This is a genomic window from Pantoea sp. GCM10028869, from assembly GCF_042666835.1.
In the GTDB taxonomy this organism is placed as follows: Bacteria; Pseudomonadota; Gammaproteobacteria; order Enterobacterales; family Enterobacteriaceae; genus Pantoea; species Pantoea leporis.
On record NZ_JBHTGO010000002.1, the window covers coordinates 149,546 to 173,417 of the forward strand.

Genomic DNA, 23,872 nt, shown 5'->3' on the forward strand with positions numbered 1-23,872 from the left:
AGTAATAACTGCAAGTCAATGATAAGAAGTAAAGGGCCACAACGTGTGGCCCAAAAACTCAGTGCGGCTGTTCAAAGCCCGCTTTGACCATCTGATCGCGCAGTGCGCGGGTAATTTCACGGTTTCCGCCAGTGATCGGATAAATGACATTGTTGACGACATCGTCAAGATAGTGCTCTTCAAACTCCTGCAGGGTGAGTTGCGTGCCACCTTCATCATTAATCGCAATACTGCCGCTGATGTGGTTGCCGTAATCCTTTGCCTTAAGGCTATAACGCCCCATGCTGGTATTAATCGTGCTCATAAGAATCTCCTTGTTACGTCGGCATTGATAACAATCGAGGCCTCTTCAGGCGCTATAAGTTTAGACTGCGGACAGGCGCTGAGTGCGGAATCAAGGAGAGGGAAAATCGCAGGCTGCGACCCGTCTCGCAGAATTAAATCGGCATTAAGCGAAACGATAGCCAAGGGTTGTGACCACTCTCGCAGCGTCCAGCGAAAGCAGAATGATCATCTATACTGGTAAGCAGACACGTTATTTTTCATACTTGAAGGAGCGAACAATGAAAATAATTCTGTGGGTTATCGCCATTATCTTCATCGTTGGGTTACTGACACTAACAGGCGTCTTTAAACTGATTTTCTGACAACAACAGGCACCTGCGGGTGCCTGAATTTTTTATTCAGCATAGGATTTTTCGCTGTCATTAAAAGACACAATCGGCAGGATGAGATCGCCCAGCGTCAACGGTTTCTGACACTGTGCGCAGCAGGCGCCATGATGATTTATTGCATCGACCTGTTTGCAGTCCGTTAAGGTGTAAAAAAATTTAGTGCAACCGCAGCGGCTACAACGAATAGTCATGTCAGTTTTTTCCCCATCTCCGTCCTGGAGTATCGAGATTTATCTTATTCGTCGGGTGAGTTCAATTGATAAATTTTGTTAATTTATTCCATGCGTGAATAGTTGACACTAAGTCACTGAAAGCTATCTCATTGCTTGCCGTCATCATCACAACATGATTGCACTTTGTGTACATCCTTCAGTAATGCCTTTCCGTTTATCCGGCGTTTCAATTTCACGTTCCGCATGAGGTAAAATTCGCCGTCAACCGAGAATTAGCCTGGAGATATTAAGCCTGTTTTTTAATATCCTTTTGGCGATTACTTAGGAATGCGTCGTATAAGAATCTGAAAAATTTGCCTTAAGGTAGTGCATTTTTTCAGCATGAATTAACAGGAAATTACGTTGTGAATCGGCACTTTTCTGCAGTTTTGTTAGGCTGCATTTTGACCTCATCGGTCTCATTTTCGGCATCAGCGGTAACAACTTCACAAGCCATCAAATCAGGCTGGAACACCTTTAGCGATAACGTGTCGCAAACCTGGTCGCAACCGCAGAATTATGATTTTTATCTGCCGGCGATTACCTGGCACAATCGTTGGACTTACGACGATGAGCACATCGATAAATACAACGAGCGCCCGTGGGGCGCAGGTGCGGGCGTTTCGCGCTGGGATGAGAAAGGTAACTGGCACGGTTTGTACCTGATTGCGTTTAAGGATTCCTTTAACAAATGGGAGCCGATTAGCGGTTACGGTTGGGAAGCGACCTGGCGACCGCTTAGCGATCAGAACTTTCATTTGGGCGCCGGTTATACGGCGGGCGTAACGGCAAGGGATAACTGGCGCTACATTCCGGTTCCGCTGATATTGCCTTTAGCATCAATTGGATATGGTCCAGCCACTTTCCAAATGACTTATATTCCCGGCACTTACAATAATGGCAACGTTTACTTTGCCTGGCTGAGATTTGAGTTTTAAGCGTTAGCGGCGCGCAGAAAGTGTGATCGGCATGCAAAAAATCAATATTTATCACTTTTTCATCAAATCGCACTGGACAAATGTCACCGCAATTGCTGTACTAGACGTCGACACAGTTTAGTGTCCTTTTTTCATGTAAAGGTAATATAGATGTCTAAGATCAAAGGTAACGTAAAGTGGTTTAATGAGTCGAAAGGCTTCGGTTTCATTACTCCAGAAGATGGCAGCAAAGATGTATTCGTACACTTCTCTGCAATCAACAGCAACGGTTTCAAAACTCTGGCTGAAGGTCAACGCGTTGAGTTCGAAATCACTGACGGTGCTAAAGGCCCATCAGCTGCTAACGTTATCGCACTGTAATTTAACAGTTCGAATTCTGAAAACCCGCCTTCTGGCGGGTTTTTTTTATCCTTTTTTAGGCTCGCCACCAAATAATCATCCAGCTCGCTAAGGCAAGCATGCTGATGCTCAGTGCCATTAACTCATCGAAAGTGCGTGGAATAAGGTTCTTCATTTCGCCTGCCTTAGAAAGATATTTCCCTCAGCATGCCAATGCCAGATTAAGCCAGCCTTAAGCCGTTATGACATTCTCGTGACAAGGCAGATTCTGCGGCACATCTCACAGATAACTTCCGTAACATAGCCACAACAATGCTTACTTGCAGATTTTTGTCCGGCAACGCTATATAACTGCTCAGGGAAAATGAGGAGGCAGGATGAACATACGTCAGGCACAGGCAAAAGACAGTTTTGCATTGAGCGCGTTGCTAACCGAATTGGGTTATAGCGCGACGGAAGGATTTATCGATACGCGTTTGGCGCAGCTTATTCATCATCCCGATGAAATGTTGTTGGTCGCGGAACACGGCAATCAGGTGCTGGGCTTCCTCTCGTTGCACTTTATTCCGCAGCTGGCATTGGCCGGCGATTTTGCCCGCATCAGCTACTTCTGTATTGCCGAAGGCGAGCGCAGCAAAGGCAGCGGGCAGCAGTTATTAAACCACGCCGAACAGCTGGCGCGGTCACGCGGTTGCGACCGTATGGAAGTGCACTGCCATTCATCGCGCCTCAAAGCCAACCAGTTCTATGCGCGTGAAGGCTATGTGGAATCACCGCGCTATCACATTAAAGCTCTAGGTTAAGATTGAGCTCGCGTCCGCTGGCTATCACGATGGCATCGGCGATGCTGTCGAGTTGTGCCACAGGCAGCAGCGCGGCGCTGACGCGAATGAACTGCCGGCTGCTAATGCTACAGCGTTCACCGGGCAGCACGGCGATACCGCGCGCGGCTAGCGTAATCATCGCGTACTGCTCCGATTCCACCGGAATCCACACGCTCAATCCATCGCGCTCTTCCAGCACCAGACCGCGTTTCGCCAGCGCGGCCAGTAACTGCTGGCGACGCTGCGCATAGGTGGCTTTGGCCTGCTGAATACGCTGCTGAGTCTCTTCATCATTGAGCATCCACGCCACGGCATCCTGCAAAATACGGCTGGTCCAGCTCACGCCAAAGTTGCGCCACGCTTGCAGGCGCTTCACCATTTCGGCGTTTCCTGATAACACCGCCAGCCGCAAATCCGGCCCATAAGCTTTAGAAAACGAGTGCACATGCAGCACGCGTTCGGGATAGTGGAAGCCGAGGCTAAACACCGGGTAGCGCGACAGATCGCCAATGCCGTCATCCTCGACAATGACGGTGCTGCTGTTTGCCAGCACGCGCGCCAACTCTGCACTGCGACGCTGGCTCACGCTGTTTCCGGTAGCGGAATGGGTGCGCGGTTGATAAATAAACATCGCCGGAGATTTCTGCATCAGCGTGGTCAGCGTCGAGGGAATGGGACCTTGCTCATCGCAGGGCAGCGGCAGAATTTCTGCACCCATGTTGTCTAAAATATCCAGTAATCGCGTGGCAGTAGGATCTTCGATCACCACACGATCGCCTGGTGACAGCAACGTCTGCACGATCAGGTTCATGGCATCGAAGCCGCCATCGGTTGCCAACCAGGCTTCGGCGGGATAGGGCCAACGTGGCGTTACGGCATCCTGCAATTGCGGTGAAATCGCCTCACGCTGATAACTATTCAGTTGCGGCGATGCAATGCCCGCCAGCATCGCCTGACGTAGATCCGGCAATAACGTTGGATCCGGTGAGGCCATTGCCAGTGACGCCTGAACATTCTCGCCGTAATTGCCGATTTTCTCGAAGCGAATCGGACGCGGCATCACGCTATTGCCGCTCACCCACACGCCGCTGCGACCTTTACCCGCCAGCACTTTCTGCTTCTTCAGTTGCGCCCAGGCAGCGGAAACGGTTGCCGGGCTCACGCCCAATCGCTCAGCCAATTCCCGTACTGCCGGCATCTGCATGCCCACCGCAATCTGCCCATCGCGAATTAGCGTGGATGCCGCATGCGTGATGCCTTTCACCGAAGCATCCGTGATCTGCTGGCTGAGCCACTCCAAATCCACACTTTGCGTCATAAGAAAATCCTTTGTTCAGTAACAAATAATAGATTGTTCAGATTAGTATTCGCGATTTAGACTCAAATTCAAGCACTATTTGCTGCATAAATAATCACAGCCGCAGGGCTGGCAGAACAGACGGGGAAGGCAAAACTATGGTAACCATCAGACTGGCGGTACGTGACTGGGATTACTTCACACCGCTGGCACTTGGCGATATCAAGCCGGAAGGTTTCACGCTGGAGATCGATCGCGTTGGCACGCTGGTGGATAACCTCGCCACCAGCGATAAATACGATGCCGGTGAAGTGTCGTTTAGCCGCTTTGCTCAGGCTCGGGCAAAAGGTGACACTTCACTGTTGGGCCTGCCACACTTTCTGATGCGCGGTTTCCGTCAGCGCTGCATCATTACGCGCAGCGACAGCCCGATGACTTCGCCAGCGCAGCTGAAAGGTAAAAAGATCGGCGTTACCGGCTGGCAGGATTCGGGCAACACCTGGACGCGCACCGTGCTGCGTGAAGCGGGCGTGGAGATTGATGATGCGTATTGGTTTGCCGGGCGTTTGACTGAGGATCACCCGATTGTTGATCGTCTGGCCGGTTTTGGTCGTCCGGGGCGTATTGAACCGGCGCCAGGTGAGCGTCCACTGATCGCGTTGCTGAAAGCGGGCGAGCTGGATGCTGTCTTTACCCCTTTTATGCCGGAAGGTTTTTTCCTCGCCGATTCGGGTTTGCGTCAGCTGCAGGTGGATTTTGCCGCTGCCGAGCGCGACTACTTTAATCGCGTCGGTTATGTGCCGGGCATTCACTTACTGGCACTGAAGCCCGCCTTAGCGGAGGCGCATCCGTGGCTGCCTCAGGCGCTGAGTGACATCATCGATCGTTCGTACCAGATGTGGATGAAGAAGCGCGAGAAATACGCCGACACTACGCCGTGGCTGCTGGACGATTTGCGGCGCACCGCGCAGGAATTACCGGCCAACTGGAATCAGAACGGATTTTCCGTTAACAAAAAGATGATTGCCGACTTTGCGAATGAGCTGTTTCAGCAAGGCCTAACCCAAACATTGCTGACGCCGGAAGCGATTTTCCCGGCTGCGGCGCAAGGAGAATAACCATGAAAGTAGCAATGGGACAATTCGCCGTTAGCCGCGAATGGCAGGAAAACACCGATATCTGCATCGGATTGATGAACCAGGCATTGGCAGGCGGTGCTGATCTGCTGGTGCTGCCGGAAGGCGTGCTGGCGCGTGATATCGCCGATCCTGATCTGGTATTGAAAGCGGCGCAGCCACTTGATGGTCCTTTCGTCACGCAGCTGCTGGCGGTTAGCAAAGGCAACAATCTGACCACCATGATGAGCGTGCACGTGCCGACAGAAGGGCAAAAGGCGCTCAATGTGCTGATCGCCATTCGCAACGGCGAAATCATCGCCGAGTACGTGAAACTGCACCTTTACGATGCCTTCGCCATGCAGGAGTCGCAGCGCGTGAATCCGGGGCGCGAAATTCCGCCGCTGGTTGACGTGGCGGGCATGAAAGTCGGGTTGATGACCTGCTACGACGTGCGCTTTCCGGAGCTGGCGCGTCGCTTAGTGCTTGACGGCGCGGATGTGCTGGTGCTGCCGGCAGCGTGGGTGAAAGGCCCGCTGAAAGAGATGCACTGGGAGTTGCTGACCACCGCGCGTGCGCTGGAAAACACCTGCTACATGGTGGCGGTGGGCGAATGCGGGCCACGCAATATCGGCAACAGCCTGGTAATCGATCCGCTGGGCGTGGCGATTGCCAAAGCGCCGGAATCGGCCGCGCTGGTGTTTGCCGATCTCGATCCACAGCGCATCGCCTACGCACGCAGCGTACTGCCGGTGCTGGAAAATCGCTGTTTTGCGCGTCCCGAACTTAAACCACTTTGATCGCTGGGGAATCTGACTGATGAAAATTCTTGCTACCGCCATCGCGCTGTCATTGGGCCTCACGGCCTGTTTCGCTCAGGCCGCCGACGTGATTCCTGCGCAAAAAGTGGATCAGGCGCTGCACGATCGTCTGCCAGCAGAGATCAAAAGCAGCGGTAAAATGATCTCGGTGAACAACGGATCTTTTCCTCCGTATGAGATCGTTAACGGTCCGCACTCAATGGACGGCGCTTCCGCCGATCTCACCGAAGCGCTGTCACAATTGCTGGGCGTGAAGATTGAACATGCCACCGTCAGCGGTTTATCGGGCGTGCTCACCGGCATTAATTCCGGCCGCTACCAGATGGCGATTGGCCCGATTGGCGATTATCCGGATCGTCAGCAGAAGGTTGATTTTATCGACTTCGTGCAGGAGTTCGTGGTGTTTGGCGTGCAGAAAGGCAATCCCTCGAAGATTAACGGTCTGGAAGATACCTGCGGTAAACGCATTGCGGTAATGGCGGCCGGTTCAGCAGAGCAGGTGATTCGCAAGCAGTCCGATGCCTGTGTCGCGGCGGGTAAACCGGCGGTGGTGGTGCAATCCTTCACCGACCAGCCATCGTCGATTTTAGCCGTGCGTTCAAAACGTTCCGATGCTTTCTTCTCCTCGCAGGCGCCGCTGACATACTTCATCGAACAGGCCAATGGCCAGCTGGAGCTGTCGGGCAAAGGCAAGAAAAACGGCTTTGGTGACATTTTCCAAGGCACCGTGGTACCCAAGGGTTCTGAACTCGGCAACGTGGTGCTGGATGCGTACAAAGAGCTGTTCAATAACGGCACTTACGCGGCCATCATGAAGAAGTGGAAATTAGACGGCAACGTGTTGCAGCAACCGGGACGTAACCTGGCGCAAGGGGCTGCAAAATGAGTCCGGTCACCAACAATTCGCGAGCCAGGGATAAGGCCGACGTGCAGCAGCGCGATGTGGCTTTTGCCCGCAGTGCGCCCACTTATGGGCGCTGGATCTCATGGATTTTGGTGCTGTTTATTGCCGCGAACTTCCTCTGGCTGGTGGCGACCAACCCCAATTTCGAGTGGAACGTGGTGCTGCAGTGGTTCACCGAAGGTTCGGTGATGAAAGGCCTGCAGGTCACGCTCGGCTTGACGGTGGTGTCGATGATTCTCGGCACGCTGCTCGGGCTGCTGTTGGGCGTGTGGCGTCTCTCGGAAAACAAATTGCTGAGCGGCTTATCGTCGCTCTACATCTGGTTTTTCCGGGGTACGCCGCTGCTGGTACAGCTGATCTTTTGGTACAACCTGTCGACGCTGTTTCCCACCATCGCAATCACTCTTCCGTGGACGGATATCACTTTTGCCAGCTGGAACACCAACGATCTGATCACGCCACTGACCGCAGCCATTGCCGGACTGGCGCTCAATGAAGCGGCTTATATGGCCGAGATCATTCGCGCCGGCCTGCTGTCAGTGGATAACGGTCAGGTCGAAACCACCCAGGCGTTTGGCATGAGTCGCAGTCGTGCGCTGCGCCGCGTGATCATTCCACAGGCGATGCGTTCAATTATTCCGCCTACCGGCAACCAGTTGATTAGCATGATCAAAGCGACCTCGCTGGTAAGTGTGATCGCTATGGGCGATCTGTTGTACTCGGTGCAAGCCGTTTATAACCGCACCTTTGAAATTATCCCGATGCTGATGGTTGCGGTGATCTGGTATCTGCTTATCACCTCGATTCTTAACGTTGGCCAGTCCGCCATCGAGCGTTACTACGCCCGTGGCACCACCCGCACGGTGGTGAATAAACGTCGCGTTGCTGCTAACGAAGCCGCGCCTGCCGTCGCGCACCGTCTGAAGGAGGATGTATGAGTGAAGTTCAGCCACTGGTGCGTGCGCGTAATGTGCAAAAGAGTTATGGCGATAATGAAGTGCTGAAAGGCATCGATCTCGATGTGTTTCCCGGTGAAGTGGTGGTGATTCTCGGGCCATCGGGTTCGGGTAAATCCACCTTTTTACGCTGTATTAACCATCTGGAAGACATGAATGCCGGTTCGATTGTGGTCGGTGACGATCAGATCGGTTATGAACTGAAGCGCGGTATTTTGCATCGTCTGTCGGCGCGTAAAATTGCTCATCAGCGCCAGAAAATCGGCATGGTGTTTCAGCAGTTCAACCTCTATCCGCACATGACGGTGCTGCAAAACATCATTGAAGCGCCAATAGGCGTGCACAAGTTTGCACGGCAGGATGCACTCAAGCATGCGCGTGAACTACTGGCGACCGTGGGATTGAGTGACAAAGCCGACGCCTGGCCGCGTCATTTGTCCGGTGGTCAGCAGCAGCGCGTGGCGATTGCGCGTGCGCTGGCGATTAAACCGGCGCTGATGCTGTTCGATGAACCCACTTCGGCACTCGATCCGGAGTTAGTCGGCGAAGTGCTGGCCACCATGCGCACCTTGGCCGATCAAGGGCTAACCATGATTGTCGTGACCCATGAAATTGGTTTCGCGCGTGAGGCGGCCGATCGCGTGGTGTTTATGGATGGCGGCGTGGTAGTGGAGCAGGGTAGTCCGGAGCAGGTGATTGGTAACCCGCAACATCCGCGCACGCAGGCATTTCTCAGCCGCTTTATCTGAGCAGGCGGTCTCACTCTGTTACAGATTGCAGTTGAGGCCGTTTATAAACTGCGCGTTAATAGTCAGGTCCGTTTTTCACATTGGTTGAAAGGTAAATTATGGAAGGTATCAGTATTGCCAAACTGCTGATCATCGGTGCGCTCATCGTACTGCTTTTTGGCACCAATAAGTTACGTTCACTGGGTGGCGATCTGGGTTCCGCAATCAAAGGCTTCAAAAAAGCCATGAAAGATGATGAATCCGGCGCATCCAAAAGCAGCGCTGAAGAAGTGCCTGCTGAACGTGTCAGCCACAAAGAGTAATCTCTGCGCCGAACGTCAATAAGTGTAAATATTTATTACGTTGATAAAAAACCAGACTGTCGCCAGCCTGGTTTTTGTTTTTTGCGTCTTAGTGCCAATTGGCGTAAATGATTTCCTGCTCATCCACATCAAATATTGTTGAGCCATATAAGCCATCAAAGTCGCTCAACCCATCCTGGGTATGCCAGCCCTGCAACATATCATCAGTTAAAATTAAGGGTATCAGCGATAGTCTTTCTTCTTCCTCGGCTGTAATAACATCAATGAGTGCTATTTCAATTTTGTCTGATTCACTCTCATCAATTGGCATAATGATTTCACCTATTTTAGGCTTAGTCAAAAACGGATAATCAACTTTGCCACCCATTACGCCTTGCGGATTAATGGGGACTGCACTAAAAACATGCTGAGCGACAGAAATATCGGTGGGCAGTTCAAACTGCCAGCGGCCTTGGCTATCAATTTCAGAGCTGCCGACCCACACATCATCAAGATAAAAGTATAACGTCGTACCAACTGGCGCATCACCGCTGAAAGACCCTTCATCCTCATTCAGATCATCAATAATGACCTCATTTTCAGTGATAACCTTTGACTGTACCTGTACTAAAAGTTGAGGTTTGGCACTCTCGCGTTCAGGTAGCGTGGCAATTTCCACACTCTCGTGGTGCATGCCGATAGCCGGTTGCCACAGTTGTGGCTGAGGAGCATTGAATTTCGCTTCCAGCAAATCAAAATTCCATTCAGGTTCAGGCTCTTCATTAATCACAGGGAGTACATTCTCCTGAGAAGTTTGAAAAGCGATGTCTTCAGCATAAGGCATGATGTGTCGCACCACTTCGGGCATCACAGCGACAGTTTCATGACCCTTTAATGGCAACTCTAAATGAATTTCATCGTATCGATGCTCAATACTGATAGCGGTAGCGATAAATGCATTGGCACATGAGGCGTGAGATGAAGTATAGGGATTGGTGTTATCTATGGGCGTGGTGCGCGCTTTAAGCGCATCCAAACTCTCTCCGGATGCACTGTTAAGCCGCACATCGGGTATTTGACCTGACAAATCGGGTTCCCGGAGAAAATCGAGCCCCTTTAAGTGAGAGGATGTTTGCATTATCTGACCTTCAAAATAAACACTGAGAAAAGAGAAATAGGCTCTTATGGCCTCAGCGATTAAAGCGACAGATTTGAGACAGGGATTAAGACTTTTAAGGAGATATTTGCGATTGCGCCCTGGTAAGAACGCAATCGCGAAGCATATTACTTAACTTCCAGACCTTTGGCCTGCATATCAGCATGATAAGAGGAGCGCACAAACGGGCCGCAGGCGGCATGGGTGAAGCCCATCGCCATTGCTTCTTCTTTCATTTCGTCAAACTCGGCCGGGCTAACGTAGCGCTGCACCGGCAAGTGGTGACGGCTCGGCTGCAAATACTGTCCCAGCGTCAGCATGGTGACGCCGTGGCGACGCAGATCGCGCATCACTTCAATGATTTCAGCATTGGTTTCGCCCAGACCGACCATCAAACCCGATTTAGTCGGGATATCCGGATGCGCTTCTTTGAAACGCTCCAGCAATTTCAGTGACCAATCGTAGTTGGCGCCAGGACGGACCTGACGGTACACGCGCGGCACGTTTTCCAGATTGTGGTTAAACACATCCGGTGGCGTCGCGGTGAGGATTTCCAGCGCGCGATCCATACGACCACGGAAGTCCGGCACCAATGTTTCAATTTTGATGGTTGGGCTTTTTTCGCGAATCGCGCTGATGCAGTCAGCAAAGTGCTGGGCACCGCCGTCGCGCAGGTCATCGCGGTCCACTGAAGTGATGACCACATAACGCAGCGCCATATCGGCGATGGTTTGTGCCAGTTTCAGCGGTTCGTTAGCGTCAGGCATATTCGGACGGCCGTGCGCCACGTCGCAGAATGGGCAGCGACGGGTACAGATCGCGCCGAGGATCATAAAGGTCGCGGTACCGTGGTTGAAACACTCTGCGAGGTTAGGGCAGGAGGCTTCTTCACACACCGAGTGCAGACCGTTTTTACGCATCGCGGCCTTGATGCCCTGAATGCGGCTGGAGTCCGCAGGCAGTTTGATCTTCATCCATTCCGGCTTACGCAGAATTTCTTCACGCTCAACCATCACGGTTTTCACCGGGATCAGCGCCATTTTGTCGGCATCGCGATACTTGACGCCACGTTCCATCTGAATTGGTTTACTCATAAATCTGCAGGTTCCGGTCGGGATTGCGATTTGAAAGCTTCCTCACTCAAACTGAGAACCAGGCTTTCAACTTTTTTTGAAAATATGGCGAAAATTATATCATCTCGTCTGCTCATAAGCAGCCGATTCGCCGGTGCAAAAGTTACAATTTTGTAAATAGGCACGTACAGTCAAGGTCAGACCGCGGCATCACTTTGCCATTCCAGTTGGGTAAATCCGGTTAAACGGGCAAAATGTTGCACCAGACGTGGTCGCACATCGGCGGGCGTGACGCCCGGCTGCAGCTGGCTAAGCTGCGTCATTTGCATCCCGGCATATCCGCACGGATTGATGCGCAGGAACGGCGCTAAATCCATCGCCACATTCAGTGCCAGGCCGTGAAACGAGCAGCCTTTACGAATGCGCAGTCCCAGCGAACAAATCTTGTCATCGCCAACGTACACGCCCGGCGCATCCGGTCGCGCCCGCGCGCTGATGTCATAGTCGGCCAGCGTGGCGATCACCGTTTCTTCTAACGCCGTCACTAACTCGCGCACGCCCATCTTGCGACGTTTTACGTCAATCAGCACATACATCACCTGTTGGCCGGGGCCGTGATAGGTTACCTGGCCGCCGCGATCGCTTTGTACCACCGGAATATCGCCCGGCATCAGCAGATGTTCAGCTTTCCCTGCCTGGCCTTGGGTAAACACCGGATGATGTTCCACCAGCCAGATTTCATCGGCAGTGCTGCTGTCGCGTTGATCGGTAAAGTGATGCATGGCATCGGAAATGGGTTGCCAATCGCGCTGGCCGAGTTGACGAACAAGAAGCGTATTAGCTGACAAAGCAGAGATCCGGTAAAGAGTGGAAGGCAGAGTATAACGCTGGCAAAGCGGACTTTGCCAGCGCCAGAATTACAGCACCATGCGCACGATTTCGATATTGCCCAGCTCTTCGTACAGGGTTTCAACCTGCTCAATGTGGGTGGCGATGATGGTAATGGAAACAGAGTGATAGTTGCCTTTGCTGCTTGGCTTAACGTCCGGTTTGTAATCGCCTGGCGCGTGGCGCTGCACCACTTCAACCACTTGATCAACCAGCTCCGGTTGCGCCAAACCCATCACTTTGTAAGTGAAAGGCGTAGGGAATTCGAGCAGTTCATTCAATTTGGTTTTCATACATTGACTCCGGTGCTTAAAAAACAGGCTCCCGCCGAGGCGGGAGCAAAGATAGTAACTTAATTGGGGGCAAATTGGCGTTTTTTCAAGCGCGCCTTAGCCGAACCAGTGGTGGAACATCAGTTTGATGTAATCGATGATGCGGCCGAAGAAACCACCTTCTTTCACTTCATTCAGCACCACCAGCGGACGCTGTTCCACCGTTTTGCCGTCGAGCTGGAAGTTGATGCTGCCCACTACCTGATTTTTCTGCAGCGGCGCATGCAGTTCAGTGTTGTTCAGCACATAGCTGGCTTTGAGATCTTTCATGCGGCCACGCGGAATGGTCAGATAGGCATCTTTCTCCACGCCCAGCTGGACACGATCGCTGTCACCGAACCACACAGGCTCAGAGGCAAACTCTTTGCCCGCTTTCAGCGGTGCGACGGTTTCAAAGAAGCGGAAGCCCCACGTCAGCAACTTCTTGCTCTCGGTTTCACGGCCTTTAAAGGTACGACCGCCCATCACCGCGGAGATCAAACGCATCTGGCCTTCTGTTGCCGAGGCGACCAGGTTGTAACCCGCTGCGTCTGTGTGGCCGGTTTTAATGCCATCGACGTTCAGGCTGGTATCCCACAGCAAACCGTTACGGTTGGTCTGCTTGATATTATTAAAGGTGAAATCTTTTTCACGGTAAACCGCGTACTCATCGGGTACGTCACGGATCAGCGCCTGGCCGATCAACGCCATATCGCGCGGCGAGCTGTATTGGCCTTCGGCATCCAAACCGTGCACGGTCTGGAAGTGGGTGTTTTTCAGACCCAGCGCGCCAACGTAGTTGTTCATCAGGTTGACGAATGCGTCCTGGCTGCCAGCAACGTAATCCGCCATCGCTACACAAGCGTCGTTACCTGATTGCAGCACGATACCGCGCGTCAGCTGAGAAACCGGCACACGATCGCCAGGCTTGAGGAACATCAGTGATGAACCTTTGAATACCGGATTACCGGTTGCCCAGGCATCTTTACCCACGGTCACGATGTCATCGTTATGGATTTTTCCCGCTTTGACCGCCTGACCAATCACGTAGCTGGTCATCATTTTGGTCAGGCTTGCCGGATCGCGGCGTGCATCCGCGTTCTTTTCGGCCAGCACTTTGCCGGAGTTATAGTCGATCAGCACATAAGCTTCAGCATCAATGTCCGGTACACCCGGAATCATAGTCTTAAGATTAACATCGTCCGCAAATGCGGCATGGCTGAGAGAAAGGGCGACCAGTGATCCCACTGTCAGGCGTTTCAGAAAACGAGAAGGTTTCAGCGTATTCATGTTCAGGACTACAACATCCGTGGGTTTAGAGTGAAAAAAGTGCCTAACTATAGCAAACGTCCGATCGGGCGACATCTTGCTTTGCAAATCAGTTTCAGCAGGAAATGTCACTGCCCGTTACATCGATGGACGGGCAGTGGTAATAAATGAGCTCATTTGCGCTTCAGTGTTAAGACGTTGCTGCAAGGCAGCGGCTTCGGCACGGCTTTTATAGCCACCTAACTGAATGCGATAGACGTTGCCATTGGCTTCAACCGCGCCCGGCACGCCAAAGCGTTTACCCAGACTTTCGGCCAGCTGACGTGCACGCGCCGGATCGTTAATCGCGCCGACCTGAACCACATAACCGCTGCCGGCATGGGCATTCTGGCTGGTAGCTGGTGCGGCAGCAGCGCCTGGCGCGGAAGACGTTGCTGGGGCTGGCGCGGCAACCGGCTCGTTCCCTTCCAGCACGCCCGTGGCTAACGGCTGTGGCGCGCCGAGAAAACCGCTGCTCTGGACGGGCGCACCCATGCTGTCACTGCTTTGCAAGGTGCTGTTATCGACAGCGCGCACATCCTGCGGTGCAGGCGCTGGCGCAGCATTGGCGCTGCCGCCCATCATCACCATGCCGCCGCCGAGATCGGGACGCGCAGGCAGGGCGTAACTCTGTTTGGCGACGGTGGTACCGATGGTGCCGGGACCGGAAACGGAACCATCCGGCGCCACTTTAATGTAATCAACACGCACGCGAGTATTGTTAGAGATATTCAGGCGATCGCCTGCCGCACGCGACAAGTCGATAATGCGGCCTGGCGTGTAAGGGCCACGATCGTTGACGCGTACCACAATTTGGCGGCCGTTGGCGAGGTTAGTGACACGCACATAGCTCGGCAGCGGCAGCGTTGGATGCGCGGCGGTCATGCCTTCCGGATCGTAAGATTCACCGATAGCGGTGCGATTCCCCTGCGCTTCGTCACCGTACCAGGTGGCTAAACCCACTTCGCTGTAGTTCGAGGGATCTTTGATCACGCGGTAGTTTTTACCGTTGACGCTGTAATCCTGGCTGGTGGAAGGATTGATCGGTTCATAACGTGGTTCCACGCCAGGAATTTCCACTACCGGGCCGTTATAGGCCGGTTGCGGTGGCGCAGTATTATTCTGCGGTTCCGGTGTGGAACAGGCAGCCAGTACCAATGATGCCAGTGCAACCCCAAGCCAGTCCTTACGCATGTGCAGCCTCTTAAACGCTTTTAGATAACATTTTTCGATGAGTATGGATCGACATCACGATGCCAAATCCAGCCATTAACACAATCAATGCCGATCCGCCGTAGCTCACCAGCGGCAGCGGTACGCCAACCACCGGTAAGATACCACTTACCATGCCAATGTTAACGAAAACATAAACGAATAAAATCAGCATCAAACCGCCCGCCATCACGCGACCAAAGGTGGTTTGCGCACGCGCCGCGATAATCAGTCCGCGCATGATCAGCAGCAAATAGAGTACCAGCAGTAACAACACGCCAACCAGACCAAGTTCTTCCGCTAAAACGGCAAAAATAAAGTCGGTATGGCGTTCAGGCAGGAATTCCAGCTGCGATTGGGTGCCGTGCAGCCAGCCTTTGCCGCGCAGGCCACCGGAACCGATAGCAATCTTCGACTGAATGATGTGATAACCGGCGCCGAGCGGATCGCTTTCCGGGTCCAGCAGCATCATCACGCGGGCGCGCTGGTAATCGTGCATCAGGAAGAACCACAAAATCGGGATAAAGGCGGCGACCAGCAATACCGCGATACCAATCAGCTTCCAGCTCATGCCGGATAAGAACAGTACAAACAGGCCGGAAGCGGCGATCAGAATCGAGGTGCCGAGATCGGGTTGTGCCGCCACCAGCAGCGTCGGCATGAAAATCAGAATCAACGCGATGCCGGTGTTTTTCAGCGTCGGCGGGCAGACATCGCGGTTAATAAAGCGCGCCACCATCAGCGGCACGGCAATCTTGGCAATCTCCGAGGGCTGAAAACGCACAAAACCAAGATCGAGCCAGCGCTGTGCGCCTTTACTGATGTGACCAAACGCGTCCACCGCTATCAGCAATATCACGCAGACAATATAGAGATAGGGCGCCCAGCTTTCATAGACGCGCGGCGGCACCTGCGCCAGCACCAGCATAACGATGATGCCCATGGCAATCTGCCCGAACTTACGCTCGGTCATGCCTGGATCCTGTCCGCTGGCGCTCCAGATGACGATGGCGCTGTAGGTCAGCAAGCTGAGAATGATCAGCATAAACAGGGGGTCGATATGGATGCGCGTCCAGATCGATCTTTTCTGCGGACTATCGTTCATGGACATTGTCATTCACCTTCGTAGCCGGGCGGTGTCGGTGCGGCTTCTGGCAGCACGGTATTGTTGTCGCCTAACATAATGTGGTCGAGAATCTGGCGCATCACGGTGCCGACAGCCGGGCCTGCGCCGCCGTTTTCCAGAATCATGGTGACGGCCACGCGCGGTTTATCGTAAGGCGCATAGGCAGTCATTAATTTATGGTCACGCAGACGTTCGGCAATCTTGTGCGCGTTATAGACTTCATTTTCTTTCAGTCCGTAAACCTGCGCGGTACCGGATTTGGCGGCGATTTTGTAGGGCGCATCGGCAAAACTCTTGTGCGCGGTACCGTTGGCGCGGTTGGCTACGCCATACATGCCGTCTTTGGCAATTTCCCAGTAACCTGAATGAATATCGCCAATCGGCGCATCCGGAACCTGGCGATAAGGCACCATGACCTGGCCTTCACGCGTGGCGCGCAGTAAGTGCGGCACTTTGATCACACCGTCATTGATCAGAATCATCATCGCTTTGTTCATCTGAATGGGCGTCGCGGTCCAGTAGCCCTGGCCGATACCCACCGGAATGGTGTCACCTTGATACCACGGCTTCTTAAAGCGCTTCAGCTTCCATTCACGCGTGGGCATGTTGCCCGCGCTCTCCTGCGGCAGATCAATGCCGGTGCGATGGCCGTAACCAAACTTGGTCATCCACTCTGACAGGCGATCGATGCCCATATCGTAGGCAACCTGATAGAAGAAGGTATCCGCCGACTCTTCCAGCGATTTAGTGACGTTCAGGCGACCGTGGCCCCATTTTTTCCAGTCACGATAGCGCTTTTCCGAGCCAGGCAGTTGCCACCAGCCGGGATCGAACAGGCTGGTATTGCGGTTGATCACGCCTGCGCTCAGCGCCGACACGGCAACGTAAGGTTTCACCGTTGACGCTGGGGGATAGGAGGCCTGCAGCGCACGGTTATACAGCGGACGATTTTCGTCGCTTAATAGCGCTTTATAATCTTTGCTCGAGATACCGTCGACAAACAGGTTCGGGTCGTAACTGGGGGTAGAAACCAGTGCAAGAATTTCGCCGGTGCGTGGATCGCTCACCACCACTGCCGCGCGGCTGCCGGTCAGCAAGGTTTCGATGTACTGCTGCAGTTTGAGGTCAACCGTCAGGTAGATATCGCGTCCGGCCTGCGGAGATTGCTCGTGCAGCTGTCGAATGACGCGGCCACGGTTGTTAACTTCAACCTCTTCATAACCGGTTTTACCGTGCAGCACATCTTCATAATAGTTTTCGATGCCGAGTTTGCCGATATCATGTGTAGCCGCATAGTTCGGCCATTTGCCTTCCTGATCGAGGCGCGTAACGTCGCGGTCGTTGATTTTGGAGACGTAGCCCACTACGTGCGTCAGCGTCTGGCCATACGGATAGTAGCGGCGCTGATAGCCTTTTACTTCCACGCCAGGAAAACGGTATTGATTGACGGCGAAACGCGCCACCTGCACTTCGTTTAAACCGATTTTGACCGGAATCGAGGTAAAGCGGCGCGAGCGTTTGCGCTCTTTGTCAAACGCATCGAGATCGTCGTCGGTCAGATCCAGTACCGGACGCAGATCCTGCAAGGTCTGCTTCAGGTTGTCGACCTTTTCCGGCATCAGTTCGGCCTGATAAATCGTGCGGTTTACTGCCAGCGGGACGCCGGTGCGATCGAAAATAATGCCGCGGCTCGGTGCCACCGGCACCAGCTTAATGCGGTTTTCATTTGAACGGGTGCTGTAGTCGTCAAAGCGCAGAATTTGCAGGTGGTACATGTTGACCACCAGAATGCTGGAGAGCAGCAGAATGCCAACAAAAGCCACCAATGCTCGGCGGACAAAAAGTTTCTGTTCGGCAGTGTAATCGCGAAAGGCGTTGCTCTGTAATTTCATCCGCTACATTTATTGTCTGGGGTTGTCAGGCGTTTATTCACGATGATAAGGATGATTCGTGGTGATGCTCCACGCACGATACAGGCTTTCCGCTACCAGCACACGCACCAGCGGATGTGGCAACGTGAGCGCTGACAGTGACCAGCTTTGTTCAGCAGCGGCTTTGCACGCGGGCGCCAGTCCTTCCGGACCGCCGATTAACAGGCTGACATCGCGGCCATCCAGTTTCCAGCGTTCAAGCTGCTGCGCCAGCTGTGGGGTTTCCCACGGCTGTCCGGGAATATCCAGCGTGACAATACGATTGCCTTTACCCACGGCGGCCAGCATCGCTTCACCTTCTTTTTCCAGAATGCGTTTGATGTCAGCGTTCTTGCCGCGTTTGCCGGCAGTTACTTCGATCAGTTCAAACGGCATATCTTTCGGGAAGCGGCGCAGATACTCCATGAAACCGGTCTGAACCCAGTCGGGCATTTTGGTGCCGACGGCCACAAGCTGCAGTTTCACGTCTTAGCTCCAGAGTTTTTCCAGCTCGTACAGCTGGCGGCTCTCTGCTTCCATCACGTGCACAATCACGTCACCCAGGTCAACGACCACCCAATCGGAGGCGGTTTTACTGTCTACACCCAGCGGCTTAAGGCCCGCAGTGCGCGATTCCTGCACCACATGATCGGCGATAGAAGCGACGTGACGTGTTGAAGTGCCGGTGCAAATGATCATGCAATCGGTGATGCTGGATTTGCCCTGAACATCAATAGCAATGATGTCCTGGCCTTTGAGATCATCAATCTTATCAATAACGAACTCTTGGAGTGCTTTACCTTGCAAAAGGTTCCCCTTAAAAACAGGTGATTACGGACGGGCTAACGATGCGAGAAAGGTAGCCGAAAATGAAGCGGCGCAGTATAGCATGCTGCCTTTAGCTGCGATATAAGCCAACGCTATCGATGTAGCCGATCACTGCATCTGGCAGTAAATCCGCGCAGGAGATGCCTGCATGGCGGCGCTGACGGATTTCGGTGGCGGAAATGTCGAACAGCGGCGTATCCGCCAGCCAGATGTGTCCTGCTGGCGAGTGATGAAGCTGCTGCACATCATCGGCCAGATGCTCATCAAGCCACTGCTGCATCTCTGGCGTCTCCATCTGCGTGGCGTAACCTGGACGCTTACACACCAGCAAATGGCACAGCGACAATAGATCCTGCCAGCGATGCCATTTGGCTAACGTTAGCAGAGAATCCTGACCAATGATAAACCCGAGGGGCTGTTCTGGGCCGCGTTCCGCACGCAGTGCTTCCAGCGTGGCAACTGTCCAGGACGGCGTTGCACGCGCCAGTTCACGCGTATCGATATCAAATAGCGGGCGATCGGCAATAGCACAGCGCAGCATCTCAACGCGCTGTTGTGCACTGGCTTCCGGCTGCGGGCGATGCGGCGGCACGTTGTTCGGCAGCAGCGTGACCTTTTTTAATCCCACTTGCTGTGCCAGCGCTTCTACCGGGCGCAAATGGCCGTAGTGAATCGGATCGAAGGTGCCGCCAAACAGAGCGTAGAGTTTAGACATCAGTAAAGCTCAATGGGAAATCGCGGTGACACAGTAGCAGCGACAGTGTTTCCAGCTGCGGCCACAGGTTTTGTCCGTAATCCTGCTTCATGCTGAGTTCCAGCTCTGCCAGCAAATGCACCGCGCGCTGTAAACGCTGAGCATCAAGGCGCTGCAAGGCTTCGGTAAACAGCGCGCGACGGTTTTGCCAGATACGTTGCTGATCCATCAGCGTGCGCAGCGCTTGTTTCGCCTGATTCCGCTGCAGGTGCAGCAGCGTGAGTAAATCGCGTTGCAGCGTGCGCAGCAGAATCACCGCTTCGCTGTCCTCTTTCTCAAGCTGATGCAGGATGTGCAGGGCGCGTTTACTTTTCCCTGCCAGCAATGCATCCACCCAATGGAACGGGGTAAAGTGCGCGGCATCGTTGACGGCGGCTTCCACGCGCGGCAGCGTTAATTTGCCATCCGGCCACAGCAGCGATAAGCGTTCCAGCGCCTGCGACAGCGCCATAAGATTTCCTTCGTAGCAGTAGCAAAGCAGCTGGATCGCCGCATCATCTACGCTGAGTTTCATCGCTTTGGCGCGACTCGCCACCCAGCGCGGCAGCTGTGCCTGTTCAGGCGTCTGGCACGGAACCATTACCGCCTGCGTACTCAGCGCTTTGAACCAGGCGCTGTTCTCCTGCGCTTTGGTCAGTTTCGCCAGGCGCAGCACCAGCAAAATATCGCTGTGCAGCAGCGTGGAGAGTTTCACTAACTGCTCGGCGATAGCGGCATTGGGGCCGTTTTCGGGCAGTTGCAGCGTCAGGGTTTGGCGTTGGGTAAACAGGCTGAGCGATTGACAGCTAACGAAGATCGCATCCCAATCGGTTTGCGCATCAATGGTGACGCTGAAGTGCTCTTCAAATCCCTGTGCGCTAGCGGTAGCACGGATTGCATCCGCGCTTTCCTGAATCAGCAGAGGTTCATTACCGGTGAGAAAATAACAGGCGCGCAGCCCCTCTCGAAGCTGCGCGCTCAGTTGTTCAGGATAAATCCTGATCATTGCAGACTGGTAGCTGACGAAGAGGACACTTCCGGTGAGTTCTGTCCCGGTGCAATCGTCTCAGGCTGCGGCAAAGTATCTTTGTTGCTTTCCTGCGCGGCATGCACGGTCAGCAGTTTACGTACTAACTGCTCGGACGCGCGCTGACGCATCTCCTGCACGATCATATCTTGCTCGGCATCCTTCGCCAGTGCGGCGTTCGGGTTGTCGAAGAAAGAACGATACACGGTGGTGCTGATCGGGTAGATACCTTTACCCGGCAGCAGAACCTGTGCGGTGACCGTCATCACCAGCGAGTATTCCGCGGTGGTACCGCTGATAAACACCGATGCGGTATCACGTCCCTGGCCTTCAGCACCCAGACGCAGCGTTGGGTATTTGGCGCTGGCCGCTTTGCTGTCTTCAATGATGGTGACATTGTTGATGCGCAGCTGCTGGCGCACGGCACGCGCCAGTGGGCCATAGGGATCGCCGCTCTGGACGATAAGGGTTTTCATCTCACTCGGCACCGAGGTGGTGCCGCGCGGGTGGAAACCACAGCCTGCGGTAATCACTACCGCAAGCAGGACAAACAGCCTGATAATCAGTTGTCGCACAGTTCCTCCTGAACTTAACCTACGACCAGGTTAAGCAGTTTGCCAGGGACATAAATCACTTTACGAATGGTGACGCCATCCAGATATTTCGCCACCAAATGCTCCTGCGCAGCACGCGCCTGCACCTGCTCCTGCGTGGCATCCGGCGCAACGATAATCTTGCCGCGCACTTTGCCATTAACCTGCACTACCACCAGCAGCGAATCTTCCACCATGGCCGCTTCATCGGCTACCGGCCAGCTGGCTTCGTCGATGCTGCCTTCGCCGCCCAGCGCTTGCCACAATACATAGCTGGCGTGCGGGGTGAATGGATAGAGCAGACGCGTCACCGCGACCAGCGCTTCCTGCAGCAGCGCGCGATCTTGCTCGCTCTCCTGCGGGGCACGGATCAGTTTGTTCATCAGCTCCATAATGGCAGCGATGGCGGTGTTGAACGTCTGACGACGACCCACATCATCGGCCACTTTGGCGATGGTTTTGTGCAGATCGCGACGCAGCGCTTTCTGGTCGTCATTCAGGTTATTGACGTCCAGCGCCACGGTCGCGCCTTTCGCAATGTGCTCGTAAGCCAGTTTCCATACGCGCTTCAGGAAACGGTTAGCACCTTCAACGCCCGATTCCTGCCACTCCAGCGTCATCTCTGCTGGCGAAGCAAACATCATGAACAGACGAACGGTATCTGCACCGTAACGCTCAACCATCAGCTGGGGATCGATGCCGTTGTTTTTCGACTTCGACATTTTGCTCATGCCGGCGTAAACCACTTCACGACCTTCGTTGTCGGTGGCTTTGATGATGCGGCCTTTCTCGTCGCGTTCTACGGTCACGTCAACCGGAGAAACCCAGTTACGCTCGCCGTTCACGCCGAGGTAGTAAAACGCATCAGCCAGCACCATGCCCTGACACAGCAGGCGTTTGGCCGGCTCATCAGAGTTCACCAGGCCAGCATCACGCAGCAGCTTGTGATAGAAGCGGAAATACATCAGGTGCATGATGGCGTGTTCGATACCGCCAACATACTGATCGACCGGCAACCAGTAGTTCGCCGCCGCCGGATCCAGCATGCCTTCATGGTAGTTGGCGCAGGTATAACGCGCGTAGTACCAGGATGACTCCATAAAGGTGTCAAAGGTGTCGGTTTCACGCAGCGCAGGCTGGCCATTAACGGTGGTTTTGGCCCACTCAGGATCGGCTTTGATTGGGCTGGTGATACCATCCATCACCACGTCTTCTGGCAGGATGACCGGCAACTGATCTTCTGGCGTTGGCATCACGGTGCCATCTTCCAACGTCACCATTGGAATTGGCGCGCCCCAGTAACGTTGACGGGAAACGCCCCAGTCGCGCAGACGGTAATTGACTTTACGCACGCCCACGCCTTTGGCAGCCAGCGCATCGGCGATGGCGTTAAAGCCCGCCTGATGATCCAGACCGTTGTATTCACCCGAGTTGAACAGCGCGCCTTTTTCGGTCATCGCGGCAGCACTCAGGTCCGGTTCAGAACCGTCGAGATTCAGGATCACCGGCTTGATGTTCAGGTTGTACTTGGTAGCGAACTCCCAGTCACGCTGATCGTGGCCTGGAACAGCCATTACCGCGCCGGTGCCGTATTCCATCAGCACGAAGTTAGCGACCCATACCGGAATCTCTTCACCGGTCAGCGGATGGATAGCGAACAGGCCGGTGGCCACGCCTTTCTTCTCCATCGTTGCCATGTCGGCTTCGGCGACTTTGGTGGTACGGCATTCGTCGATAAATTCAGCCAGCGCAGGATTAGTGGCAGCGGCTTGCTGCGCCAGTGGGTGACCTGCGGCAACCGCCACATAGGTTGCACCCATAAAGGTATCTGGACGGGTGGTGTAAACGGTCAGCTTCTCGGCGCTGTTGGCAACGTCAAAGGTGATTTCCACGCCTTCAGAGCGGCCAATCCAGTTGCGCTGCATGGTTTTGACCTGCTCCGGCCAATCTTCCAGCTTATCGAGATCGTTGAGCAGCTCCTCCGCATAAGCGGTGATTTTGACGAACCACTGTGGGATCTCTTTGCGCTCAACTTTGGTATCACAGCGCCAGCAGCAGCCGTCGATAACCTGTTCGTTGGCCAGCACGGTCTGATCGTTCGGGCACCAGTTCACCGCCGAGGTCTTTTTATAGACCATGTCTTTTTCATACAGCTTAGTGAAGAACCACTGTTCCCAGCGATAGTATTCTGGCTGGCAGGTCGCCAGTTCGCGGCTCCAGTCATAGCCAAAGCCCAGTAATTTCAACTGGTTCTTCATGTAAGCGATGTTGTCGTACGTCCACGGCGCCGGCGCGGTGTTGTTTTTCACCGCAGCGCCTTCGGCTGGCAGACCAAACGCATCCCAGCCAATTGGCTGCAGAACGTTTTTGCCGAGCATACGCTGGTAACGTGCAATCACATCGCCAATGGTGTAATTACGCACGTGCCCCATGTGCAGGCGGCCAGAAGGATAGGGCAGCATCGAAAGGCAATAATATTTCTCTTTGCCTTCCTGCTCGGTCACTTTAAAGGTTTCGTTTTCGTCCCAGTGTTGTTGGACGCGGGATTCTATCTCTTCCGGGCGGTATTGCTCTTGCATGGCTGCCTGTGGTCCTTT

The 23,872-nt window shown here is 53.9% G+C and carries 25 protein-coding genes; 9 read left to right on the forward strand and 16 right to left on the reverse strand.

Going from position 1 to position 23,872, the window contains the following annotated elements; all coding sequences use genetic code 11:
• Positions 1-58 precede the first annotated feature (58 nt).
• Positions 59-304 (reverse strand): hypothetical protein, encoded by a 246-nt coding sequence (locus tag ACFQW4_RS04865; protein WP_101763266.1) that lies wholly within the window; start codon positions 302-304, stop codon positions 59-61.
• A 947-nt stretch (positions 305-1,251) separates the two neighbouring features.
• Here ACFQW4_RS04865 and pagP point away from each other — a divergent pair.
• From pagP to ACFQW4_RS04880, 3 genes are all read left to right on the forward strand, one after another.
• Positions 1,252-1,824 carry a lipid IV(A) palmitoyltransferase PagP gene (pagP, locus tag ACFQW4_RS04870; RefSeq protein WP_377724164.1) on the forward strand — a complete coding sequence of 191 codons (573 nt, stop codon included), beginning with the start codon at positions 1,252-1,254 and terminating at the stop codon, positions 1,822-1,824.
• A 150-nt stretch (positions 1,825-1,974) separates the two neighbouring features.
• A complete protein-coding gene (cspE, locus tag ACFQW4_RS04875) occupies positions 1,975-2,184 on the forward strand; it encodes a transcription antiterminator/RNA stability regulator CspE (RefSeq protein ID WP_007890714.1) in 210 nt (69 codons plus the stop codon).
• A 356-nt stretch (positions 2,185-2,540) separates the two neighbouring features.
• Positions 2,541-2,966 (forward strand): GNAT family N-acetyltransferase, encoded by a 426-nt coding sequence (locus tag ACFQW4_RS04880; RefSeq protein WP_101763263.1) that lies wholly within the window; start codon positions 2,541-2,543, stop codon positions 2,964-2,966.
• Here the strand turns inward: ACFQW4_RS04880 and ACFQW4_RS04885 are convergent.
• The gene (locus tag ACFQW4_RS04885; protein WP_377724166.1) at positions 2,950-4,305 is read right to left on the reverse strand and encodes a PLP-dependent aminotransferase family protein; all 1,356 of its coding nucleotides are present in this window, start codon (positions 4,303-4,305) and stop codon (positions 2,950-2,952) included. The two genes, ACFQW4_RS04880 and ACFQW4_RS04885, sit on opposite strands and share 17 nt — an antisense overlap.
• 137 nt (positions 4,306-4,442) lie before the next feature.
• On the opposite strand from ACFQW4_RS04885, the gene ACFQW4_RS04890 reads away from it, so the two are divergent.
• The 6 genes from ACFQW4_RS04890 (at position 4,443) to tatE (ending at position 9,131) form a co-directional block, all read left to right on the forward strand.
• Positions 4,443-5,402: an ABC transporter substrate-binding protein gene (locus ACFQW4_RS04890; RefSeq protein WP_336767312.1), complete on the forward strand. Its 960-nt coding sequence runs from the start codon at positions 4,443-4,445 to the stop codon at positions 5,400-5,402.
• 2 nt (positions 5,403-5,404) lie between these two features.
• Entirely contained in the window at positions 5,405-6,199 is a 795-nt protein-coding gene (locus ACFQW4_RS04895) for a deaminated glutathione amidase (protein WP_008103707.1), read from the forward strand.
• Between the two features lie 19 nt (positions 6,200-6,218).
• Complete coding sequence (locus tag ACFQW4_RS04900; RefSeq protein WP_377724169.1) at positions 6,219-7,106, forward strand: ABC transporter substrate-binding protein; 888 nt, start codon at positions 6,219-6,221, stop codon at positions 7,104-7,106.
• Positions 7,103-8,062 carry an amino acid ABC transporter permease gene (locus ACFQW4_RS04905; RefSeq protein ID WP_377724171.1) on the forward strand — a complete coding sequence of 320 codons (960 nt, stop codon included), beginning with the start codon at positions 7,103-7,105 and terminating at the stop codon, positions 8,060-8,062. The genes ACFQW4_RS04900 and ACFQW4_RS04905 overlap by 4 nt, the downstream gene beginning before the upstream one ends.
• A complete protein-coding gene (locus tag ACFQW4_RS04910) occupies positions 8,059-8,829 on the forward strand; it encodes an amino acid ABC transporter ATP-binding protein (protein ID WP_110865712.1) in 771 nt (256 codons plus the stop codon). The genes ACFQW4_RS04905 and ACFQW4_RS04910 overlap by 4 nt, the downstream gene beginning before the upstream one ends.
• Positions 8,830-8,927: 98 nt before the next feature.
• Positions 8,928-9,131: a twin-arginine translocase subunit TatE gene (gene tatE, locus ACFQW4_RS04915; protein WP_064740541.1), complete on the forward strand. Its 204-nt coding sequence runs from the start codon at positions 8,928-8,930 to the stop codon at positions 9,129-9,131.
• 88 nt (positions 9,132-9,219) lie between these two features.
• Here tatE and ACFQW4_RS04920 read toward each other — a convergent pair whose 3' ends face one another.
• The 14 genes from ACFQW4_RS04920 to leuS form a co-directional block, all read right to left on the reverse strand.
• The gene (locus tag ACFQW4_RS04920) at positions 9,220-10,248 is read right to left on the reverse strand and encodes a hypothetical protein (protein ID WP_377724174.1); all 1,029 of its coding nucleotides are present in this window, start codon (positions 10,246-10,248) and stop codon (positions 9,220-9,222) included.
• Between the two features lie 146 nt (positions 10,249-10,394).
• Positions 10,395-11,360, reverse strand: a complete 966-nt coding sequence (gene lipA / locus ACFQW4_RS04925) for a lipoyl synthase (RefSeq protein ID WP_101763255.1) — start codon at positions 11,358-11,360, stop codon at positions 10,395-10,397.
• 176 nt (positions 11,361-11,536) lie between these two features.
• Positions 11,537-12,187: a lipoyl(octanoyl) transferase LipB gene (gene lipB / locus ACFQW4_RS04930; RefSeq protein ID WP_217547269.1), complete on the reverse strand. Its 651-nt coding sequence runs from the start codon at positions 12,185-12,187 to the stop codon at positions 11,537-11,539.
• Between the two features lie 69 nt (positions 12,188-12,256).
• Positions 12,257-12,520, reverse strand: a complete 264-nt coding sequence (ybeD, locus tag ACFQW4_RS04935) for a DUF493 family protein YbeD (protein WP_008103691.1) — start codon at positions 12,518-12,520, stop codon at positions 12,257-12,259.
• Positions 12,521-12,616: 96 nt separating this feature from the next.
• Positions 12,617-13,828, reverse strand: coding sequence for a D-alanyl-D-alanine carboxypeptidase DacA (dacA, locus tag ACFQW4_RS04940; protein WP_101763253.1), 1,212 nt, complete (start codon positions 13,826-13,828; stop codon positions 12,617-12,619).
• 117 nt (positions 13,829-13,945) lie between these two features.
• Positions 13,946-15,040, reverse strand: a complete 1,095-nt coding sequence (rlpA, locus tag ACFQW4_RS04945) for an endolytic peptidoglycan transglycosylase RlpA (RefSeq protein WP_271460059.1) — start codon at positions 15,038-15,040, stop codon at positions 13,946-13,948.
• 10 nt (positions 15,041-15,050) lie between these two features.
• On the reverse strand, positions 15,051-16,163 hold the full coding sequence (gene mrdB / locus ACFQW4_RS04950) for a peptidoglycan glycosyltransferase MrdB (protein ID WP_101763316.1): 1,113 nt from the start codon (positions 16,161-16,163) through the stop codon (positions 15,051-15,053).
• Between the two features lie 8 nt (positions 16,164-16,171).
• Entirely contained in the window at positions 16,172-18,076 is a 1,905-nt protein-coding gene (mrdA, locus tag ACFQW4_RS04955) for a peptidoglycan DD-transpeptidase MrdA (protein ID WP_101763251.1), read from the reverse strand.
• 33 nt (positions 18,077-18,109) lie between these two features.
• On the reverse strand, positions 18,110-18,580 hold the full coding sequence (gene rlmH, locus ACFQW4_RS04960) for a 23S rRNA (pseudouridine(1915)-N(3))-methyltransferase RlmH (protein ID WP_008103678.1): 471 nt from the start codon (positions 18,578-18,580) through the stop codon (positions 18,110-18,112).
• Between the two features lie 3 nt (positions 18,581-18,583).
• The gene (gene rsfS, locus ACFQW4_RS04965) at positions 18,584-18,901 is read right to left on the reverse strand and encodes a ribosome silencing factor (RefSeq protein WP_008103673.1); all 318 of its coding nucleotides are present in this window, start codon (positions 18,899-18,901) and stop codon (positions 18,584-18,586) included.
• Between the two features lie 91 nt (positions 18,902-18,992).
• Positions 18,993-19,637: a nicotinate-nucleotide adenylyltransferase gene (gene nadD, locus ACFQW4_RS04970; protein ID WP_192414165.1), complete on the reverse strand. Its 645-nt coding sequence runs from the start codon at positions 19,635-19,637 to the stop codon at positions 18,993-18,995.
• Complete coding sequence (holA, locus tag ACFQW4_RS04975) at positions 19,630-20,661, reverse strand: DNA polymerase III subunit delta (protein WP_377724180.1); 1,032 nt, start codon at positions 20,659-20,661, stop codon at positions 19,630-19,632. The genes nadD and holA overlap by 8 nt, the downstream gene beginning before the upstream one ends.
• Positions 20,658-21,257 carry an LPS assembly lipoprotein LptE gene (gene lptE, locus ACFQW4_RS04980; RefSeq protein ID WP_110865718.1) on the reverse strand — a complete coding sequence of 200 codons (600 nt, stop codon included), beginning with the start codon at positions 21,255-21,257 and terminating at the stop codon, positions 20,658-20,660. Before lptE ends, holA begins: the two co-directional genes overlap by 4 nt.
• A gap of 14 nt (positions 21,258-21,271) precedes the next feature.
• Complete coding sequence (leuS, locus tag ACFQW4_RS04985) at positions 21,272-23,854, reverse strand: leucine--tRNA ligase (RefSeq protein WP_377724182.1); 2,583 nt, start codon at positions 23,852-23,854, stop codon at positions 21,272-21,274.
• Positions 23,855-23,872: the final 18 nt, after the last annotated feature.

Coding starts and splice junctions, on each gene's coding strand:
- ACFQW4_RS04865 (WP_101763266.1), bottom strand. CDS start 304: ATGAGCACGATTAATACCAGCATGGGGCGTTATAGCCTTAAGGCAAAG.
- cspE (WP_007890714.1), top strand. CDS start 1,975: ATGTCTAAGATCAAAGGTAACGTAAAGTGGTTTAATGAGTCGAAAGGC.
- ACFQW4_RS04880 (WP_101763263.1), top strand. CDS start 2,541: ATGAACATACGTCAGGCACAGGCAAAAGACAGTTTTGCATTGAGCGCG.
- ACFQW4_RS04885 (WP_377724166.1), bottom strand. CDS start 4,305: ATGACGCAAAGTGTGGATTTGGAGTGGCTCAGCCAGCAGATCACGGAT.
- ACFQW4_RS04890 (WP_336767312.1), top strand. CDS start 4,443: ATGGTAACCATCAGACTGGCGGTACGTGACTGGGATTACTTCACACCG.
- ACFQW4_RS04895 (WP_008103707.1), top strand. CDS start 5,405: ATGAAAGTAGCAATGGGACAATTCGCCGTTAGCCGCGAATGGCAGGAA.
- ACFQW4_RS04900 (WP_377724169.1), top strand. CDS start 6,219: ATGAAAATTCTTGCTACCGCCATCGCGCTGTCATTGGGCCTCACGGCC.
- ACFQW4_RS04905 (WP_377724171.1), top strand. CDS start 7,103: ATGAGTCCGGTCACCAACAATTCGCGAGCCAGGGATAAGGCCGACGTG.
- ACFQW4_RS04910 (WP_110865712.1), top strand. CDS start 8,059: ATGAGTGAAGTTCAGCCACTGGTGCGTGCGCGTAATGTGCAAAAGAGT.
- tatE (WP_064740541.1), top strand. CDS start 8,928: ATGGAAGGTATCAGTATTGCCAAACTGCTGATCATCGGTGCGCTCATC.
- ACFQW4_RS04920 (WP_377724174.1), bottom strand. CDS start 10,248: ATGCAAACATCCTCTCACTTAAAGGGGCTCGATTTTCTCCGGGAACCC.
- lipA (WP_101763255.1), bottom strand. CDS start 11,360: ATGAGTAAACCAATTCAGATGGAACGTGGCGTCAAGTATCGCGATGCC.
- ybeD (WP_008103691.1), bottom strand. CDS start 12,520: ATGAAAACCAAATTGAATGAACTGCTCGAATTCCCTACGCCTTTCACT.
- dacA (WP_101763253.1), bottom strand. CDS start 13,828: ATGAATACGCTGAAACCTTCTCGTTTTCTGAAACGCCTGACAGTGGGA.
- rlpA (WP_271460059.1), bottom strand. CDS start 15,040: ATGCGTAAGGACTGGCTTGGGGTTGCACTGGCATCATTGGTACTGGCT.
- mrdB (WP_101763316.1), bottom strand. CDS start 16,163: ATGAACGATAGTCCGCAGAAAAGATCGATCTGGACGCGCATCCATATC.
- mrdA (WP_101763251.1), bottom strand. CDS start 18,076: ATGAAATTACAGAGCAACGCCTTTCGCGATTACACTGCCGAACAGAAA.
- nadD (WP_192414165.1), bottom strand. CDS start 19,637: ATGTCTAAACTCTACGCTCTGTTTGGCGGCACCTTCGATCCGATTCAC.
- holA (WP_377724180.1), bottom strand. CDS start 20,661: ATGATCAGGATTTATCCTGAACAACTGAGCGCGCAGCTTCGAGAGGGG.
- leuS (WP_377724182.1), bottom strand. CDS start 23,854: ATGCAAGAGCAATACCGCCCGGAAGAGATAGAATCCCGCGTCCAACAA.